The organism is Burkholderia sp. MSHR3999, from assembly GCF_000833595.1.
Taxonomy (GTDB): domain Bacteria; phylum Pseudomonadota; class Gammaproteobacteria; order Burkholderiales; family Burkholderiaceae; genus Burkholderia; species Burkholderia ubonensis.
Genome location: NZ_JRFO01000007.1, coordinates 1,723,128 through 1,741,685 on the forward strand (window position 1 = coordinate 1,723,128; position 18,558 = coordinate 1,741,685).

Sequence of the window (18,558 nt, forward strand, 5' to 3'; positions counted from 1 at the left end):
CGCTCGCGGTGGATTGTCGACGCATCCTGCGCGGCGCCCCGACGCGAATCTCCTCACGGGAAATTCGCCGAATGGACTAAGCTGCCTGAAGGCGCAGCGTGTTTCCGGCGAGCTGCGCCGGCCGCATGATTCCGAGCATCGCGAAGTATCCGATCGTGCCTGAGCCGTGCTGCACGCTGGCAGCCGTCAGGCGACAGGAAAAAGTCGATGAACAGAAACTGCCCTCTGCTAGCCGTGCTCGCACTCGCGTCGGCGCTTGCCGCCGCCTCGCCGCTCGCCGCCGCGCAAAGCCTCCAGGAAGCGGTCGAGCAAGCGATCAGAACCAATCCCGAAGTCCTTGCCACGACGCATAACCGCGAAGCGGCGGATCAGGGCCTGAAGCAGGCGCGGGCAGGCTACTGGCCGCGCGTGGACGTCGACGCGGCGATCGGCAAGGAGCGGCGCGACGACGTGGAGACACGTCTGCTCGGCCAGAACCGGGCCACGTTCACGCAGCGCAACGCCAACGTGACGTTGTCGCAGATGCTGTTCGACGGGTTCGCGGTCAGGAGCGAAGTGGCGCGTCAGCAGGCGCGCATCGACTCGTCCGCCAATCGCGTCGCCTCCACGTCGGAGGACGTGGCGCTACGCGTGGTGGGCGCCTATCTCGAAGTGCTGCGCCGCCGGGAGACGACGGCCGCCGCCGAGGACAACCTCGATTCCCATCGCCGGATCCACGACCTGATCAAGCTGCGCAGCGACCGCGGCGTCGGCCGCCGCGCCGACCTTTACCAGGCGGAAAGCCGACTGGCGCTGGCCCAGGACAACCTGCGCTCCGAGCAAAGCAGCCTGAAGGATGCCGAGGTGGCTTACGTCCGTCTCGTAGGCACGGCGCCGGATGCGCTCGTCAAGCCGGTGGCGCCGGAAGGCGCGCTGCCGCCGACCGAACGCCTGGCGCTGGACACGGCGCTGGCAAACCACCCGTCGCTCGCCGGCGCCGAGGCGGACGTGGCCCAGGCACGCGCCCGGTACGACGGCGCCAAGGCCGCGCTGTGGCCGCGCCTCGACCTGGAACTCAGCGCGAGCCACGACCGCGACGGCGTGCTCGGCCCGACCAACGACCGCCGCGTGATGCTGCGTCTTCGCTACAACCTGTTCCAGGGCGGCGCCGACAAGGCGCGCATCGGCGAAGCGCACGCGCAGATCCGCGAAGCCGAGGAGGAACGCAACCGTACGCGCCTCGAGATCCAGGAAAGCGTTTCGCATGCGTACAACGCGTACCTCACCGCGCGCGACCGAATGATCGTGCTCAAGCAGTACGTCGATTCCAGTGCAGCGACGCGCGAAGCGTACATGCTGCAGTTCGGCATCGGGCAACGCTCGCTGCTCGATCTGCTCAATGCCGAGAACGAGTATTACAGCGCGCGCATCGATTACATCAGCGGCCAGTATGCGGAAGTCGCGAGCGCCTACCGGGTGTTCGCCGGCATGGGGCAGTTGCTCGACACGCTGCACGTCGGGCGGCCGGCCGAGGCGTGGGGAGCAGGTAGCGCGCGGCCGGCGGTCGCCTTCAATCGCGGCGCCCCGGACACCGGGAAATGACACTCGCTCGGGCGGCGCGGCCGACCGGCCCCGGCGCGTTCATCGGATCAAGGCCTCGGGCATTCGGCCCGCGCGCGCCGCCCGTCAAAGCACGCTGCGCGGCCGCACCATCGTGCCGTCGGCGAAACGCCGCGCGCGGAACGCGGCGAGATCGAGCGACGGCGCTCCGGTGTCGACCCATTCGGCGAGCAGCCGGCCGACGATCGGCCCCATCGCGAACCCGTGGCCGCAGAAGCCGGTCGCGATCGCAAGCCCCGCCGGCGTGCCGGGCGCGTCGATCACCGGAATGCCGTCGGGCAGCACGTCGATCAGGCCGGCCCACGCCTCGACGACCTGCGCGTCCTTCAGCGCCGGAAAGATCGCCTTCAGCTTCGCGAGCGCGCGCGGCGCGTGCGCGGGATTCGGCTGCGGCTGCGGATCGCGCGGCTCGATCGGCCCGGGCCCGCCGTTGACCCGCGCGGCCAGGTCGCGCCACGCGGCGCCGTTCAGGTGGAGCCGGAATTTCTCGCGCTGCGACCAGAACTCCGGCCAGAACAGGCTCAGCCCGCGCAGGTGGCCGAGCGTCAGGTCGACGTCCGCCTGCATATCGTCGGCGAGATTGATCGCGCCGTTGCTGCGCTGGCGGATGCCGAGGCCGTGCCCCCAGAGCGTCGACGCGGACACCGGCGGCAGCACGTTGGTGCGCATGCAGGTGCCGCGCACGGCCTGCTGCGGCAGCCGGATGCCGACGCCGTCGAGCAGCCGGAAGCTCGTCGCGCCGGCCGCGCAGATCACGCGCGACGCGCGGATCGTGCCGCGCTCGGTCGCGACGCCGACGACCGCGCCGCCCGCCGTTTCGATGGCCGTCACGCCGCAGCCTTCGAAGAAGCGCGCACCGGCCTCGGTCGCGCGCGCGGCAAACGCGGCGGCCACGCGCCGCGGCTCGGCCTGGCCATCGCTCGCGGTGTAGAGGCCGCCGAGCGCGGGTGCGGCGAGGCCGCTGACATGCTCGTCGATCTGCCCGCGCGTCAGCGTGCGCGTGTCGAGCCCGTGGTCGCGGGCGACGCTCAGCCACGCCTGGAACGACGCCCAGGCCGTTTCGTTGTCCGCAATATAGAGACAGCCGCCCTGCCGCCACTCGAGATCGAAACCGAGCGCGGCCTCCAGTCCTTCCCAGATCCGCATGCCGGCCATCATCAGCGGCACTTCGGGGGCTTCGCGCCCCTGCTGGCGCACGAAGCCCCATGCGCGCGCGGATTGCTGCCCGGCGAGCCGGGACTTGTCGAGCACGACGGCCTTCAGGCCGCGCAAGCCCAGGTAGTACGCGGCCGCGCAGCCCATGATGCCGGCGCCCGCGATCACCACGTCGGCATCGGTCGGAAATGCCGCGTCGGCGCGGGTCAAGTTGGCGTGCAGCGGGTAAGTCGTCGTCATGGTTTCCCGATCGTCGGTAACGCGCCGGGCGTGCGATGGCGCCCCATAAGGTTACGTCATTCTTCAACGCGACGACGGGCGCGTCATCCGCATTGGTCGACGCTGACTAACCCTCGGCCAATGGCAGGAGCACGAATTGCCGTTGTCGGTGACGTATCACGGCGACGAAGCTCAACAGAAATTTGAAAGTGCAGCAGGCAGATTGAACACGCAATAACGCCGATATTGCAATCCGACCCGACAGCACGGGTTGCTCCGGGTAGCGACGCCAGACCCTGGTTTCTACAGGCTACAGGCCCGTCTCGTCTTGAGACGCCTTGTACCTGGCATACGCTTTCGCAGCACCCATCGCTTCATGATGAGTCGCGAACGTCTCGTCGATTTTGTGCGTCATGCCAGGGATGTGCGTCTGCATCGCGGCGTGGTCACGCTTTCGTTCGAATCGCACCAGTGCACGCCACACGCCCGGAGGCTCCTCGTAAGCCTCACAGAAACACCGATAGCCGTTTTCGTCGACAACCGCATGCTCCGACATCTCAACCTCCGCATCGAATGACAAGCAACCCGCGCATGGCGCGTGGTTCGCACATCCGGCATTCCGATCGGCCCCGCCGGTGCCGGCTGCGTCGCAGACGCCGAGCTCGGCGTTTGCCCCCTTGCGGTTGAGACTAGGCCGTCGCAGCCGATCAAGCAACGAATCGATGTGGCCGGCACGCAAGCACGTCCTGTGCGCGACGGCTGCCAGATTATGTGCCAATTCGAGCGTAATCGAGCCGATACGAGTCAGGATCGGCACCTGACGTTTTGAATGGATTTAAACCGCCGTTGCCCGGCAGGGCCAGGCGCACATCCTGTGTAACGTTGGGAAACACCTTTCACACAATCGCGTGTTTTACTACGGGGAACCGATGCCATTTTGCGGTAAAGTTATCTTTTCCGCGCGTGGCCGGTCGGCTCGCTACTGAACCTCTCCGAGATTGTCCGACGAGTTCCGCCGCAAGGCGTCGTCTTGAACCGATCCGCTCCCGTAGCATGACCACTGAAGCAATAACCACGGATTCCCTCGCGGTCGCCGAGCGCGTGCGCGAGCTGATGACCCGCAACGGCATCGGCAAGCGGCAGCAGACCACCGAGCTGTGCCGTATCCTCGACCTCAGCTTTTCCCAGGGCCACCGCAAACTGCGCGGCAGCAGCCCGTGGACGCTCGCGCAAATCAAGAAAGTCGCCGAAGCCTACGGCGAGCCCGCCGCGCAGTTGTTCGGCGCGCAGACGCTCGACCCCGGCATGGTCGGCGCATATTCGCAGGAAGCCGTGCTGTACGCGGGCGTGGCCGAGATTCCATGCACCGCGTGGATCGGCGCGCCGCTCGAAGCCGGCGCGCGGCCCGAGTTCGTCGCGTACGAACAGAACGGCCACTGGCGCGTGCTGCGTCATAGCGGCGTGCTCTATCAGAACGCGTACGACGTGCACAAGATCGAAATCTATCCGCGCCGCGCAGAGAGCGACAAGCTGCTCGTCGCCGTGATCGACCCCGATCGCGTCAGCGCGACCGAACTGTGCCGCTATCTCGAACGGCAAGGCTTCGCGACGGCCACGTTCGACGGCCTCACCGCATTCGTCGATGCGCTGCAGGGCCAGGCGTTCGACGCGGTCGTCACCGAATGGCTGTTCGACGACTGCACGGCGGCGACCGGGATCAAGGCGGTGCGCACGTCCGACAACCCCGGCGCGCCGATTTTCGTGCTGACGGGCGACCTGCTCACCGGCCGCGCGAGCGAGGCGGACATCAGCGAAGTGATCCGCGCATTCGACGTGGTCTGCTACGAAAAACCCGCGCGCATGGCGATCCTCAGCGCGGATCTCGCGAAACGGCTCGTGCGGAGCTGAGCGCCCCGCCCGCCCCCATCGGCCGGATGGCCAGCGCACGCGCCGCACCGCGGCCGCGAGCGGGTTCCTCAGTACAATAGCCGCACCCGTTCACGCCCACGCCGGCAAGCGCCGCGTCCGACCTCATGGCCCGCCTCATCCCCGACGACTGGAAAAGCCTCGCCGCGACCGGCGCGGCGGAACGCGAGCGCGAGACGCTCGCCGCGCTCGAACACACGCTGCCGGACAGCTACACCGTGTACCACGGCGTGCACTGGACCCGCGCCGAACAGGGCTTCTCGGTGTTCGGCGAAGCGGCGTTCGTCGTCGTCAGCCCGGCCGGGCGTGTCCTGCTGATCGAGCAGAAGGCGGGCTTCTTGCGCGAGACGCCGAAGGGGCTCGTCAAGGTCTACCTGCAAACCGAGCGCAACGTGCCGATCCAGCTCGCGCGCACGCAGGAGACGCTGCACCGCCGCCTGACCGCCGCGCTCGGCGCGGGCGTCTACGGCGTGGAGGCGTTGCTCTACTGCCCCGACTACACGATCCGGCAGGCCGCGATCGCGGGCGTCCCGTCCGAGCGCATCGTCGACGCGACGCGCAAGGCGCAGCTCGCGCAGGTCATTCAGCAGATCCTGCCCGCCGACGAGCCGCGCGTCGCGAACGCGCCGAAGATCCATCACTTCCTTGCCGACGAGCTGGCGCTCACGCCCGATACGAGCGCGCTCGTCGGGCAGGCCGGCACGCTCGTCACGCGGCTGTCCGGCGGCCTCGCCTCGTGGGCGCGCCAGCTCGAGTTCACGCCGTTCCGGCTGCGCGTCATCGGCACCGCGGGCTCGGGCAAGACGCAGCTCGCGGTGCAGGCGATGCGCGACGCGATCGCCGCGGGCCGGCGCGTGCTCTACGTCTGCTTCAACCGGCCGCTCGCCGACTACATCGCGCGCATCGCGCCGCCCGGCGCGAAGATCGCGAACTACCACCAGCTGTGCGACTGGGTCGCGCGCGACGGCGGCTACACGCCGGATTTCGGCGCGCCCGACGCGTTCGGGCGGCTCGAGGCCCGCTTCGCGCAAACGCCGGTGCCCGAGCGCTGGCGCTTCGACGTGCTGATCGTCGACGAGGGGCAGGATTTCCATCCGTCATGGGCGAGCGCGCTGGAGCGGCTGCTCGCGCCGGACGGCGCGTGGTGGTGGCTCGAGGATCCATTGCAGAACCTCTACATGCGCGAGCCGGTCGCGCTGCCGGGCTGGGTCTCGCTGAAGGCGCTCACCAACTACCGCAGCCCGCGCGACCTGCTCGATTTCGTGCGCGACGTCGTCGGCCGCGTCGAGCCGCTGGCGGCCGAGCTGCGCTCGGGCAGCCCGTTCGACGGCTCCGATCTCGTCGTGTCCGCCTACGGCGATGCGAACGCGTCGCCCGCCGCGCTGGCCGACGCGTGCATCGACGCGACCAAGCGCGCGATCACGCAGGCGCTGTCGCTCGGGTTCCGCAAGCAGGACATCGCGGTACTGTCATACCGCGGGCGCGAAGGCTCGGCGCTCGCGGCGCTCGACCAGCTCGGGCCGCACCAGGTCAAGCGCTTCACCGGCAAGTACGACCTGTTCGGCAACCCCGAATACCATGACGGCGACGTGCTGCTCGATTCGATCTATCGCTTCAAGGGACAGTCGGCGCCGTGCGTGATCCTCACCGAGATCGACTTCGACACGCTCGACGCGCGCGCGGCCCGCAAGCTGTTCGTCGGCGCAACCCGCGCGACGATGAAGCTGCTGCTCGTCGCATCGGCGCGCGCGGCTGCGCAGCTCACGGGGGTGTAAGGGGGTCGGGTGGTTGCCCGGACCGGGCCGGCGAACCCGCTTACGCGACCCGGAACGCGCCGACCGCACGGCGCAGGCCATCGGCCTGCTCTTCAAGCGACGCGGCCGCCGCCGCCGCCTCTTCGACGAGCGCGGCGTTCTGCTGCGACACCTGATCCATCTGCGACACCGCGAGGTTCACCTGCTCGATCCCGTCGCGCTGCTCGTTCGACGCCGCCGCGATCTCGGACATGATGCTGGTCACGCGCGCGATCGCCTGCTGGATGTCCTGCATCGTCGCGCCGGCCACGCCGACGAGCCGCGAGCCGTTCGCGACGCGCTCGACCGATTCGCCGATCAGCGTGCGGATTTCCTTCGCCGCGGTGGCCGAGCGCTGCGCGAGCGTGCGCACCTCGCCCGCGACCACCGCGAAGCCGCGGCCCTGCTCGCCCGCGCGCGCCGCTTCCACGGCGGCATTCAGCGCGAGGATGTTGGTCTGGAACGCAATCCCTTCGATCGTGCCGATGATGTCGGCGACCTTCTGCGAGCTCTGGTCGATCTCGTTCATCGTGCCGATCACCTCGCCGACGACCGTCGCCCCCTTCGCCGCGATCTCGGACGCGCTGTCCGCGCACGCCTGCGCCTCGGCCGCGTTGTCGGCGTTCTGCTTCACCGTCGCCGTCAGCTGCTCCATGCTCGCGGCCGTCTCCTCGAGCGCGGCGGCCTGCTCCTCGGTGCGCTGCGACAGGTCGGTGTTGCCGGCGGCAATCTGGTGCGTCGCGGTGACGATCGCCTCGGAACCCCGCGTGACCTGGCGCACGGTGTCGGCCAGGCTGGACTGCATGCCCTGCACGCCCTTGACCAGTTCGGCCATCTCGTCACGCGACGCCCAGCGCACCTCCGAGGTCAGGTCGCCGTCCGACAGGCGGCGGAAGTGCGCCAGCAGCCGCGCGAGCGGCTGCGAGATCGCGAAATGCAGGCCGATCGCGCAGCCGAGGCATGCGGCGAGGCCGAACGCGATGCCGGCGACCGCGCCCATGCGCAGCCATTCGTAGTACGTCTGCGCGGTGTCGAACACCTCCTTGCCGCGCGCCACCTGGAATGCGTCGAGCGCATCGGTCGCCTGCGTGAGCGCGACCGACAGCGGCGGCGCGACCGTCATCAGCAGCCGGTCGGCCTCGTCGCGGCGGCCGGCCCGGATCGCGTCGGACATCGGCTTGAGCGCCTGCCCGATCAGCGCCTGGCGCGCGGCGTCCATGCGGCCGGCAAGCGCGCTCTCGTCGCCGTCGTGCGGCATCGCCGCGTAGGTGCGCCACGCGGCGTCGGCCTTCGCCAGGTAGTTGTCCGCCTTCGTCAGCAGATCCGGCACTTCGGGCGCCTCGGGATGCAGCATCGCGCGGTCGAGCGTCGTGCGCACGATCGTCAGGTTCAGGGTCGCCGCGGACAGCGCCGTCTTCGAGGCCAGCTGGCCGGAATACGCCTCTTCGAGCGCGCGGTTCGAGCTTTGCATGCCGGCAAGGCCGATCAGCCCGGAAATGACGAGCAGGCCCGCAACCAGGCCAAGCGTGGAGAAGATCCGGGTCCGGATCGTGAATCGGGAAAACAGGGCGTTCAGGTTCATGACGGAACGTGGGCGGTAAAAAAAGTCTCGCGGCGATCGGTGCGCAGCATTTTGTATTACGGATTGCCTGCAGAAAACTTGAATCCGGCCCCCTTTCGTTCCGTGATTTACGTCAAATTCGGCGCCCCGCATCGTCTTCCTGTTACGCCTGAAACAATTAAGGGATGAGCAGAAATTGACCAGGCAATCTTTAGCTTCTATATTCCCGAACAATTCACTGCCATGGCAGATATCGCCCATGCAAACCGAAACCGTCCCGCACGCGGCGGCCGCCGACGCAGCCCGCCGCGACACGCCCGTCGGGCTGATCATCGCCGCGCTGCTGCTCGTGATGCTGCTGTCCGCGCTCGACCAGACCATCGTGTCCACCGCGCTGCCGACGATCGTCGGCGAGCTCGGCGGGCTCGACCAGCTGTCGTGGGTCGTGACCGCGTACCTGCTGTCGTCCACCGTCGTGCTGCCGCTGTACGGCAAGCTCGGCGACCTGTACGGCCGCAAGATCGTGCTCCAGGCGGCGATCGTGCTGTTCCTCGCCGGCTCGGTGCTCTGCGGCGTCGCGCAGGACATGACGCAGCTGATCCTGCTGCGCGCGCTGCAGGGGCTCGGCGGCGGCGGCCTGATGGTCGTCACGATGGCCGCGATCGGCGACCTGATCCCGCCCGACGAGCGCGGCCGCTACCAGGGGATGTTCGGCGGCGTGTACGGCCTCGCGACGATCATCGGGCCGCTGCTCGGCGGCTTCCTCGTCGAGCACCTGTCGTGGCGCTGGATCTTCTACATCAACCTGCCGCTCGGCTTCGTCGCGCTCGCGGTGATCGGCGTCGCGTTCAAGCCGCACGCCGCTCACGTGAAGCACCGGATCGACTACCTGGGCGCCGCGTTCCTCGCGACCGCCCTCACCTGCATCATCCTGTTCACGACCGAAGGCGGCTCGCTGCTGCCGTGGTCGTCGCCACAGCTGTGGATGACGCTCGTGCTCGGCATCGTCGCGATCGGCGGGTTCGTCTACGAGGAGCGGCTCGCCGCGGAGCCGATCATGCCGCTCGCGCTGTTCCGCCACCGCACTTTCGTGCTGTGCAGCCTGATCGGCTTCGTCGTCGGCATCGCGCTGTTTGGCTCGGTCACGTTCATTCCGCTGTACCTGCAGGTCGTGAAAGGCTCGACGCCGTCGCAGGCCGGGATGCAACTGCTGCCGATGATGGGCGGGATGCTCGCGATGTCGGTGGCGAGCGGCCGCCTGATCTCGCGGTTCGGCCGGTACCGCGCGTTTCCGATCGCGGGGACGCTGGTCGGCGGCGTCGCGATGGCGCTGCTGTCCACGCTGTCGCTCGCCACGCCGCTGAGTACGATGTACGGCTACATGGCGCTGCTCGGCATCGGGCTCGGGATGGTGATGCCGGTGCTCGTGCTCGCGGTGCAGAACACGATCGATTTCCGCCACATGGGCGTCGCGACGTCGGGCGTCACGCTGTTCCGCTCGATCGGCGGCTCGCTCGGCGTCGCGGCATTCGGCGCGCTGTTCTCGAACGGGCTGCAGACGCGGCTCGCGACGACGCTGCCGGCCGGCGCCGAGCTGCCGCCGTCGCTTGGCCCGGCCGCCGTGCACCGGTTGCCGGACGCGGTGCGCGACGCGTACCTGCACGCGTTCGCGGGGTCGCTGCACGTCGTGTATCTCGCGGCGGCGGCCGTGATCGCGATCGCGTTCGTGCTCGCGTGGTTCGTCGAGGATGCGCCGCTGCGCAAGCGCGCGTGAACGGGCGGAGCAGACCGGCGGCCGGCCCATGCCCCGTCACGGCACCAGCACCACCGCGCCCGTCGTCGCCCGCGCTTCCAGCATCCGGTGCGCATCGGCCGCCTGCCCGAGCGGCAGCCGCGCGCCGATCTCGACGTGCATCCCGCCCGCCAGCCGCTCGAGCGTCACGCGCGCGGCTTCCCGGTAGCCGGCGACGTCGCGCGCGATGAATCCGAGCACGCTCGGCCGTGCCAGCGCGATCGAGCGCGCCGGCCCGAGTTCGTCGAGATCGATCGTCTGGCGCGCACCGACCGCGGCAACCTGCCCGATGCTCGCGACCATCCCGAACGGCCTGACCGCGCCGAGCGTACGGGTCAGCACGTCGCCGCCGATCCCGTCGATCGCGTAGTCGACGCCGGCGCCGCCGCCGAACGCGCGCGCCGCCGCGACGAAATCGTCGTCGCGATACGCCACCACCGCTTCCGCGCCACATGCACGCACGAGCGCGGCCTTGGCCGCCGATCCGACCGTGCCGATCACGCGCGCGCCGAGCGCGCTCGCCCACTGCGTGACCAGCAGCCCGACGCCGCCGGCCGCCGCGTGGACGAGCACGCTGTCGCCGGCGCCTACCGTCCGCACCTTGTGGAGCAGCATGTACGCGGTGATCCCTTTCAGCAGCCCGGCCGCGGCCGCATCGTCGCCCACGCCGTCCGGAATCGGCAACACGCGCGCGGCCGGCAGCGTCCGCGCCGTCGCGTAGCTGCCGGTCGGCAAGCCTGCGTACGCGACGCGCTGGCGGGGTTCGAGGCCGGTCACGCCGGGGCCGACCGCGTCGATCACGCCCGCCGCCTCGACACCCAGCACGCCCGGCAACGCCGGCAGCGGATGCGCGCCGCTGCGGAAATAGATATCGACGAAATTCACGCCGACCGCGGTCTGGCGAATCCGCACCTCGCCCGGGCCGGGCGGCGCAACGGGCGCCTCCACGCGACGCAGCACGCCGGCGTCGCCATGGCGGTCGATCCCGATCTGACAAGCGGTGATGACATTCACCTTCATGGTGTTCCTCGCAATCGAATGAAGTGACGCGATGATCCCATCGTGCATAATCGAGCGGAATTCACGAATCGCAAGCAGCTACTGTGCAAAATTCGACAGATGATGCGGCGGCTTCGCCGCCCGGGATGAGCTGGGACGACATCCGCTACTTCCTCGCGGTGATGCGCGGCGGCAGCCTGTCGGCCGCCGCGCGGGCGCTGCGGGTCCAGCATTCGACGGTCGCGCGGCGCATCGACGCGCTGGAGCACGCGCTCGGCATCCGGCTGTTCGATCGGCTGCCGCGCGGCTGGCCGCCGACCGACGAAGGCCTGCATCTGGCCGAGCACGCCGCGCGCCTCGAAGCGGACGCGCATGCGTTCGCGCGCGCGGCGCAGGGCGTGGCGGACCTGGACGGCATCGTGCGCGTGTCGGCGTCGCCGGTCTTCGCGAGCCACTTCCTCGCGCCGCGGCTCGCGCGGGCGCAGCGCGCGTGGCCCCGGCTGCGGATCGACCTGATCGGCGAGATGCACGCGGCCAACCTGTACGCGCGCGAAGCCGATCTCGCGGTGCGCCTGTCGCGTCCGCAGGAGCCGGGGCTCGCCGCGCGCAGGCTCGGCACGATGCGCTTCGCGCTGTGCGCGACGCCCGATTGGGCCGCCGCCCCGCCCGACACGTGGCAGTTTCTCGGCTACGACGACGCGCTCGCGCAGACGCCCCAGCAGCAATGGCTCGAACGATTCGCGGCCGGACGCCGCTTCGCGTTCGTGTCGAACGATCTGGCGACGCTGCACCGCGCGTGCCTGGCGAGCGCGGGCATTGCGCTGCTGCCGCGCTTTCTCGTCGATGGCTCGCTTGAGTCGACTGCCTCGCCCCCGCCCGCGTCGCTCGTCGAGCTGACGTCGGCGCCCCGCTGCGACATCGAGCGCGAGATCTGGCTCGTCGTGCACCCGGACGTGCGCCGCTCGTCGCGCGTGCAGACCGTCGCGGACGCGATCGCCGACGCGATCCGCGCGGCCGACGGCGGGCTGTAGCGCCCGGGCCCGCTTTACCCGGTTGGCCGACCGGCCGCATAGTAGAAACCTCACGCCCCACCACACCGCCATGCCCGCCACTCCCGACACCGCTTCATCCATCGTCCGCGACTCGACCGACGGCGACCTCGACGCGATTCACGCGATCTACGCGCACCACGTGCTCCACAGTGTCGCGTCGTTCGAAGAGACCCCGCCCGACGTCGCCGAGCTGCGCGCACGCCGCGACACGGTGCTGCGCCACGGCCTGCCATACCTCGTCGCCGAGCACGGCGGCCGGGTCGCCGGCTACGCGTACGCGACGCCGTACCGTGCGCGCAGCGCCTACCGCTACACGATCGAGGACTCGATCTACATCGACGACGCCCAGCGCGGGCGCGGCATCGGGCGGGCGTTGCTCGCGGCGTTGATCGCGCGCTGCGAAGCCGGCCCCTGGCGGCAGATGGTCGCGGTGATCGCCGATGGCGGCGCCGGCGGCTCGACGTCGCTGCATCGCGCGTTCGGCTTCGAGCCGATCGGCACGCTGAAGGCGGTCGGCTTCAAGCACGGCCGCTGGATCGACACCGCGCTGCTGCAGCGGCCGCTCGGCGAAGGCGCGCACGACGCGCCCCGCCCCCGCCCGTGAGCGGCCCCGCGCCGGCCCGTCATCGCCGGAGCACACCCCGTCGCGCTAGAATGGCCGCATGCCAAAACCGACTCACACCACACCTGACGAGGCCGCTGCGGAGACCCGCAACGAGTACACGGTCGACGAGCTCGCGCGCGTGTCCGACACCACCGTGCGCAACGTCCGCGCGTACCAGGATCGCGGCCTGCTCGCGCCGCCCGAGAAGCGCGGCCGCGTCGGCATCTACGACGACACGCACGTCGCCCGCCTGAAGGTCATCAATCATCTGCTGGCGCGCGGCTACACGCTGTCGAACATCCAGGACCTGATCATGGCGATCGACGAGGGCCACGACCTGCGCTCGATCCTCGGCCTGGAAAACGCGATCGGCGGCCGCTGGTCGCACGAGCGGCCGAAGACGTACTCGCTCGCCGCGCTCGCACAGATGTTCGGCCCGCAAACGCCCGCGCAGCTCGCGCGCGTGACCGAGCTCGGCCTGCTCGAGCGGCACGGCCTGTCGTTCGTCGCGAAGAGCCCCGCGCTGCTCGAAGCGGCGGCCGCGATGGCGAAGGAAGGCATTCCGCCGCGCGAGCTGCTCGACATGATCAGCGTCGCGCGCCCGCATTTCGACGCGATCGCGCGGCTGCTGGTGGACCTCGTCGTGAAGCGGCTCGACCGCTACGACGCCGGCGCGCTGCCGCCGCCGACCGACGTGCCCGCGCTCGTCGACGCGATCTGGCGCCTGCGCCCGCTCGCGGCCGTGTTCGTCGAAGGCGAGATGAACCGCGCGCTCGAAACCGCGGCGAGCGCGTACCTCGGCGGCCGCGTCGCGACCATCCTCGACAGGAAGCTCAGCGACGAGGCCGCGCGGCAGGCCGGCGCGCCCGATCTGCAAGGCGACGGCGACAAAGCATAGGCGCGCCGGCGTCATATTGATATCGGCAATGCTTCGTTGGTCGCCGATATCGCCCATGCGACGATTCTTCCAACCGAGCGGCGCGCCCGCCGCTCGCCCGAAGACGTTTCGCATGGAGTCCGCAAGATGATTCGTTTCACCCGCTGGATCACCCGCACCGCCGCCGCGACGCTCGTCGCGGTTTGCTCGGCATCGGCGTTCGCGCAAGGCGGCGCCGACCAGGTCGTGCGCATCGGCTACCAGAAGGCCGGGCTGCTGTCGGTCGTCAAGGCGCAAGGCGCGCTCGAGACGCGGCTCAAGCCGCTCGGCTACCGCGTCCAGTGGTTCGAATTCCCGGCGGGCCCGCAACTGCTCGAAGCACTCAACGCGAACAGCATCGACTTCGGCTATACCGGCGCGCCGCCGCCCGTGTTCGCGCAGGCGGCCGGCGTGCGCTTCGTGTACGTGGGCGCGGAACCGCCGGCGCCGCACAACGAGGCGGTGGTCGTGAAGCCCGATTCGCCGATCAAGTCGGTGGCCGACTTGCGCGGCAAGAAAGTCGCGCTGCAGAAGGGCTCCAGCGCGAACTACCTGCTGCTGAAGGCGCTGCAGAAGGCCGGCGTGCGCTACGACGAGATCCGCCCGGTCTACCTGCCGCCCGCCGACGCGCGCGCCGCGTTCGAAAGCGGCAACGTCGATGCGTGGGCGATCTGGGATCCTTATTACGCGGCCGCGCAGGACACGCTGAAGGTCCGCACGCTGTCCGATTACACGGGCCTCACGCCGACCAACAACTTCTACGAGGCGACGCGGGATTTCGCGCAGCGCAGTCCGGAGATCGTCGCCGCGATCCTGCAGCAGGCGCGCGCGACCGGCCTGTGGGTCAACGGGCATCCGGCCGAGACCGCCGCGCTGCTCGCGCCGAAGGTCGGCCTGCCCGAGCCGCTCGTCGAAGCGTGGATCAAGCGCGTGCCGTTCGGCGCGGTGCCGATCGACGAACGGATCGTCGCGACCCAGCAGGGCGTCGCGGATGCGTTTCATGACGCGAAGCTGATTCCGCAGAAGCTCGTCGTCGGCGACAACGCGTGGACGGACAAGCGCGTGGCGACCGCGCTCGCGGCGAAGTAACGCGCGGCGCGGCGCGCCCGCATTTCAAAAAAGGCCGACGGGCGCCCTGCCCGTCGGCCTTTTTTTCTTCAAACGGCTTTCACTGATACCGATAAGTGCGTTGCTGGCGGGCTGCCCACCCATGACCGCGCCAAATTGAGTGATTCACGGGGTATGTTCAGCAACTTGGGCTTTGGCAACCGAGCGGTAACGCTCAGCCCCGCCCCCCATCACCCCAGCTCAAACGACGTCACCCCAAACACGCGATCGATCGCGATCGCAGGCGCGTCTTTCGTGTACATCCGCGCGGTTTCGAAGACGCTCGTCATGCCGTGCCGTTCCGCCAGCGCGACGGCCGCAGGGTTCGTTTCGGGCACGTCGAGCACGATGACCTCGCCGGGCATGCTCGCCGCCAGCGCGCGAAACAGCCCGGTGGCAACGCCTGCGTCATCGGCGAAGAGCGGGCCGATCTTGCAGCCCGCGTTGCAGCGGCGCACGACGCCGTATCCCGCGACACGGCCGGCGTCGACCGTAGCGAGCGCAACGGCATCCGGCTGCGCAATCCAGGCGGACACGAAACGCTCGCGCGCCGCGGGAAAACACTGGCGATCGTAGGCAAGCAACTGCTCGAACGGCACATCGGCCGCTGCCGCTACCTGCGCGCACCCGATGCCTTCCACGCGCCCCTGATAGCGGATGTTGCGGTACGCGAGCCGGAACCCCGATTTCCGGTAGTTCGCCTGCTGGGCGACGACACCATCGAGGCCGACGTTGCGGTCTCCAAGATAGCGCATGCCGTGCTGCCAGATTCGCATGCCGAAGCCTTTGCCGCGAAACCCGGGTTTCACGATGTAGAGACCGATGAAGCCAAAGCGTTCGTCATAGGCGACGGCGGCGAGACACGCGACCGGTTCACCGCGCCAAACGCCGACGAAAAAACCGGCCGGGTCCGCTTCCCTGAAACATCGCGGGTCATGCCGGCCGGGGTTCCACCCTTCTGCAGCCGCCCATTCGACCGACATGGCCACCTCGCCGGCCGACATGGTGCGCACGATAAAGTCTTCGCTTTGATCCATGGTTCGTCCCAGTCGCGGCTCTCAGGACTGCCGCCTCGTACTACGGTAAGTGCATCGGGAAGCGCCGGCAAGCGGGTACCGGCCAACTGACAGAGCGGACCGTCCAACCGTGCCCTGAGCCAGGGCTGCCGCGCACGGCGAACCGGATGCGCGGCGGACGGCCCGCACCGCGACTAGAGGAGTTCGCCGGTTTTCGCGCGGCCTTTCTTCTCCATAATGACCGGCGGCCGCCCCCGCGCGCCCGACCATGACAACGACAACAAGACTCCCGGAGACGCCCGCCGTGACCGCCACGCTTCCCGCCGCCTATCGCCGCCTCTGGCCGCTCGCCGTCGCCGCCGCGCTCGCGTACGGCCTGTCGCTCGCCGCCGCACCCTATCCCGGCCAAGCCGCCGCGAAGGCCGCGATGGGCGTGCTGCTGCTCGCGACGGCCTGGGCGTGCGACGCGCCGCGCGAACGCGCGTGGCTGTGCGCGGCGCTCGCGGCCGCCGTGCTCGGCGACGTGCTGCTCGCGCTACCCGGCTGGCCGCCATCGTTCGTCGGCGGGCTCGGCGCGTTCCTGCTCACGCATCTGGGCTATTGCGCGATTTTTCTGCGCTGGCGCGCACGCCCACACGGCTGGCGCGTCGCCGCACTGGTCGGGCTGTGGCTTGCGGCCCCGGCCTTCTACGCCGCGTTCTTCCCGCATCTCGGCGAGCTGGCCGCGCCGGTCGCCGTCTACATGCTCGTGCTGTGCGCGATGGCGAGCTTCGCGCTCGCCGCGCGCACCCGCGGCCCGCTCGTCGCGCTCGGCAGCCTGATCTTCGTCGGCTCCGACACGCTGATCGGCGTCGGCCGCTTCCTCGGCGGATTCGCCGGCATCGACTACCTGATCTGGGCGCTGTACGCGCTCGCGCAGGTCACGATCGTCGCCGGGGTTTTCCATGAGACGGCCGGCCGTTCGATCCGCCCCTGATTCGATTTCAAACAGACCGTCGCGCGCCGGCGGTCTGAGCCGCCCCCGCCAACCCGCGTTCCACGGGCCTCGCTGCCCCGCCAACGGCCTCTCCGCCGTACCGTTCCAAACCCGCCTCCGCCTTTTCCCACAAGGCTTCCGGCCATTAGAGCCCACCGTCTAGCCCCTTGCGGTTTCCAGGTTCACCCACTATCGTTACATCAAGCAATGTAACATTCAAAAATGAGCCATAACGGAGACACCCGGATGAATGCTCGCACGTTGCCTTTCGGCGCCCCTGGTCACGACGGCCCCGACGAAACCGTCGACATCGCCATCATCGGCACCGGCTTTGCCGGTCTCGGGATGGCCATTCGCCTGCGGCAGACGGGCGTGACCGATTTCGTCGTGCTCGAGAAGGCGGCGTCGGTCGGCGGCACGTGGCGCGACAACCATTACCCCGGGTGTGCATGCGACGTGCAATCGCACGTCTACTCGTTCTCGTTCGCGCCGAACCCGCGCTGGACGCGCATGTTCGCGCCGCAGCCGGAAATCCGCGCGTATCTCGAAGACTGCGTGCAGCGCTTCGGGATCGGCGCGCACCTGCGCCTGAACCACGAACTGCAGCGCGCCGAGTACGACGAGACCGCGCAGCGCTGGCGCCTCGCGTTCGCGAGCGGCAAGCGGCTGTCTGCCCGCGTGCTGGTGTCGGGGATGGGCGGCCTGTCGCGCGCGGCGCTGCCGGCGATCCCCGGCATCGAGACCTTCAAGGGCCGCGCGTTCCACTCGCAGCAGTGGGACCACGACTACTCGCTCGACGGCAAGCGCGTCGCGGTGATCGGCACCGGCGCGAGCGCGATCCAGTTCGTCCCGCAGATCGCGCCGCGCGTGAAGGCGCTCGCGCTGTTCCAGCGCACGCCGCCGTGGATCATGCCGAAGCCGGACCGCAACGTGACGAAGCTCGAGCAGTGGCTGTTCCGCACGCTGCCGTTCACGCAGAAGGCCGTGAGGAGCGGCATCTACTGGATGCTCGAGTCGCGCGTGCTCGGCTTCGCGATCCATCCGTCGCTGATGAGGAACGTGCAGAAGCTCGCGCTGCGCCATATCAGGAAGCAGATTCCCGATCCGGACCTGCGCCGCGCCGTGACGCCGGACTACACGCTCGGCTGCAAGCGCGTGCTGATCTCGAACGACTACTATCCGGCGCTGTCGCGCAAGAACGTCGACGTGATCACGACCGGCATCGAGCGGATCGAAGAAAACGCGGTCGTCACGACCGACGGCAAGCGCCACGAAGTCGACTGCCTGATCTACGGCACCGGCTTCCAGGTTGCCGATCCGTTTCCGCGCGGCGCGATCGTCGGCCGCGGCGGCCTCGACATCGTCGATGCGTGGCGCGACGGCGCACATGCGTATCTCGGCACGACGCTGCCCGGCTATCCGAACTTCTTCATGCTCGTCGGCCCGAACACCGGCCTCGGCCACAGCTCGATGGTGTTCATGATCGAGTCGCAGATCGAGTACATCCTCGGCGCGCTGCAGGCGATGCGCCGCGAGCGCGCGGACGCGATCGAGGTGCGCCCGCTCGTCGAGGCGCGGTTCAACCACGACCTGCAGGGCCGGCTGAAGAAGGCGATCTGGTCGACGGGCGGCTGCAAGAGCTGGTATCTCGACCCGCGCACCGGCAAGAACACGACGCTGTGGCCGGGCTTCACGTGGCGCTTCCGGCAGGCGACCGCGCGCTTCTCGATGGCCGACTATCACGCGTACGGCGTCCCGCAACACGACACGGCCGCGCGGCCGACCGCCGCGCCCGCCTCCGCCGCTTCCGCTTCCGCCGAAGCGGCCTGAGCCTCGAACAGGA

15 protein-coding genes are annotated in these 18,558 nt (G+C 69.4%); 10 read left to right on the forward strand and 5 right to left on the reverse strand.

What is annotated here, in order from left to right; all coding sequences use genetic code 11:
- Window positions 1-207: 207 nt before the first annotated feature.
- On the forward strand, window positions 208-1,581 hold the full coding sequence (locus tag KY49_RS30970) for a TolC family outer membrane protein (RefSeq protein WP_042588123.1): 1,374 nt from the start codon (window positions 208-210) through the stop codon (window positions 1,579-1,581).
- A gap of 84 nt (window positions 1,582-1,665) precedes the next feature.
- On the opposite strand, the gene KY49_RS30975 is transcribed toward KY49_RS30970, so the two are convergent.
- Both KY49_RS30975 and KY49_RS38890 read right to left on the reverse strand, forming a co-directional pair.
- Entirely contained in the window at window positions 1,666-2,994 is a 1,329-nt protein-coding gene (locus tag KY49_RS30975; protein ID WP_042588124.1) for an NAD(P)/FAD-dependent oxidoreductase, read from the reverse strand.
- Between the two features lie 289 nt (window positions 2,995-3,283).
- Window positions 3,284-3,790, reverse strand: coding sequence for a hypothetical protein (locus KY49_RS38890; protein WP_231636569.1), 507 nt, complete (start codon window positions 3,788-3,790; stop codon window positions 3,284-3,286).
- Window positions 3,791-4,026: 236 nt separating this feature from the next.
- On the opposite strand from KY49_RS38890, the gene KY49_RS30985 reads away from it, so the two are divergent.
- Both KY49_RS30985 and KY49_RS30990 read left to right on the forward strand, forming a co-directional pair.
- Window positions 4,027-4,881, forward strand: a complete 855-nt coding sequence (locus KY49_RS30985; protein WP_042588126.1) for a helix-turn-helix domain-containing protein — start codon at window positions 4,027-4,029, stop codon at window positions 4,879-4,881.
- A 125-nt stretch (window positions 4,882-5,006) separates the two neighbouring features.
- On the forward strand, window positions 5,007-6,674 hold the full coding sequence (locus tag KY49_RS30990) for an ATP-binding domain-containing protein (protein WP_042588127.1): 1,668 nt from the start codon (window positions 5,007-5,009) through the stop codon (window positions 6,672-6,674).
- Window positions 6,675-6,714: 40 nt separating this feature from the next.
- On the opposite strand, the gene KY49_RS30995 is transcribed toward KY49_RS30990, so the two are convergent.
- Window positions 6,715-8,274 carry a methyl-accepting chemotaxis protein gene (locus KY49_RS30995; RefSeq protein ID WP_042588128.1) on the reverse strand — a complete coding sequence of 520 codons (1,560 nt, stop codon included), beginning with the start codon at window positions 8,272-8,274 and terminating at the stop codon, window positions 6,715-6,717.
- A gap of 238 nt (window positions 8,275-8,512) precedes the next feature.
- Here KY49_RS30995 and KY49_RS31000 point away from each other — a divergent pair, with 238 nt between their 5' ends.
- Window positions 8,513-10,027 carry an MDR family MFS transporter gene (locus KY49_RS31000; RefSeq protein ID WP_042588129.1) on the forward strand — a complete coding sequence of 505 codons (1,515 nt, stop codon included), beginning with the start codon at window positions 8,513-8,515 and terminating at the stop codon, window positions 10,025-10,027.
- Between the two features lie 36 nt (window positions 10,028-10,063).
- On the opposite strand, the gene KY49_RS31005 is transcribed toward KY49_RS31000, so the two are convergent.
- A complete protein-coding gene (locus KY49_RS31005; RefSeq protein WP_042588130.1) occupies window positions 10,064-11,065 on the reverse strand; it encodes a quinone oxidoreductase family protein in 1,002 nt (333 codons plus the stop codon).
- A 125-nt stretch (window positions 11,066-11,190) separates the two neighbouring features.
- Here KY49_RS31005 and KY49_RS31010 point away from each other — a divergent pair, with 125 nt between their 5' ends.
- The 4 genes from KY49_RS31010 to KY49_RS31025 all read left to right on the forward strand — a co-directional run bounded on the left by KY49_RS31010 (window position 11,191) and on the right by KY49_RS31025 (window position 14,705).
- Window positions 11,191-12,075: a LysR family transcriptional regulator gene (locus tag KY49_RS31010; RefSeq protein WP_042588131.1), complete on the forward strand. Its 885-nt coding sequence runs from the start codon at window positions 11,191-11,193 to the stop codon at window positions 12,073-12,075.
- 70 nt (window positions 12,076-12,145) lie between these two features.
- Window positions 12,146-12,700 (forward strand): GNAT family N-acetyltransferase, encoded by a 555-nt coding sequence (locus tag KY49_RS31015; protein WP_042588132.1) that lies wholly within the window; start codon window positions 12,146-12,148, stop codon window positions 12,698-12,700.
- Between the two features lie 58 nt (window positions 12,701-12,758).
- A complete protein-coding gene (locus KY49_RS31020) occupies window positions 12,759-13,598 on the forward strand; it encodes a MerR family transcriptional regulator (protein ID WP_010089620.1) in 840 nt (279 codons plus the stop codon).
- 126 nt (window positions 13,599-13,724) lie between these two features.
- Entirely contained in the window at window positions 13,725-14,705 is a 981-nt protein-coding gene (locus KY49_RS31025; RefSeq protein ID WP_042588133.1) for a sulfonate ABC transporter substrate-binding protein, read from the forward strand.
- Window positions 14,706-14,914: 209 nt separating this feature from the next.
- On the opposite strand, the gene KY49_RS31030 is transcribed toward KY49_RS31025, so the two are convergent.
- Window positions 14,915-15,760 (reverse strand): GNAT family N-acetyltransferase, encoded by an 846-nt coding sequence (locus KY49_RS31030; protein WP_042588134.1) that lies wholly within the window; start codon window positions 15,758-15,760, stop codon window positions 14,915-14,917.
- Window positions 15,761-16,043: 283 nt separating this feature from the next.
- Between KY49_RS31030 and KY49_RS31035 the strand changes: the two genes are divergently transcribed.
- Complete coding sequence (locus KY49_RS31035; RefSeq protein WP_042588135.1) at window positions 16,044-16,715, forward strand: lysoplasmalogenase; 672 nt, start codon at window positions 16,044-16,046, stop codon at window positions 16,713-16,715.
- A 246-nt stretch (window positions 16,716-16,961) separates the two neighbouring features.
- On the forward strand, window positions 16,962-18,545 hold the full coding sequence (locus tag KY49_RS31040) for a flavin-containing monooxygenase (protein WP_042588136.1): 1,584 nt from the start codon (window positions 16,962-16,964) through the stop codon (window positions 18,543-18,545).
- Window positions 18,546-18,558: the final 13 nt, after the last annotated feature.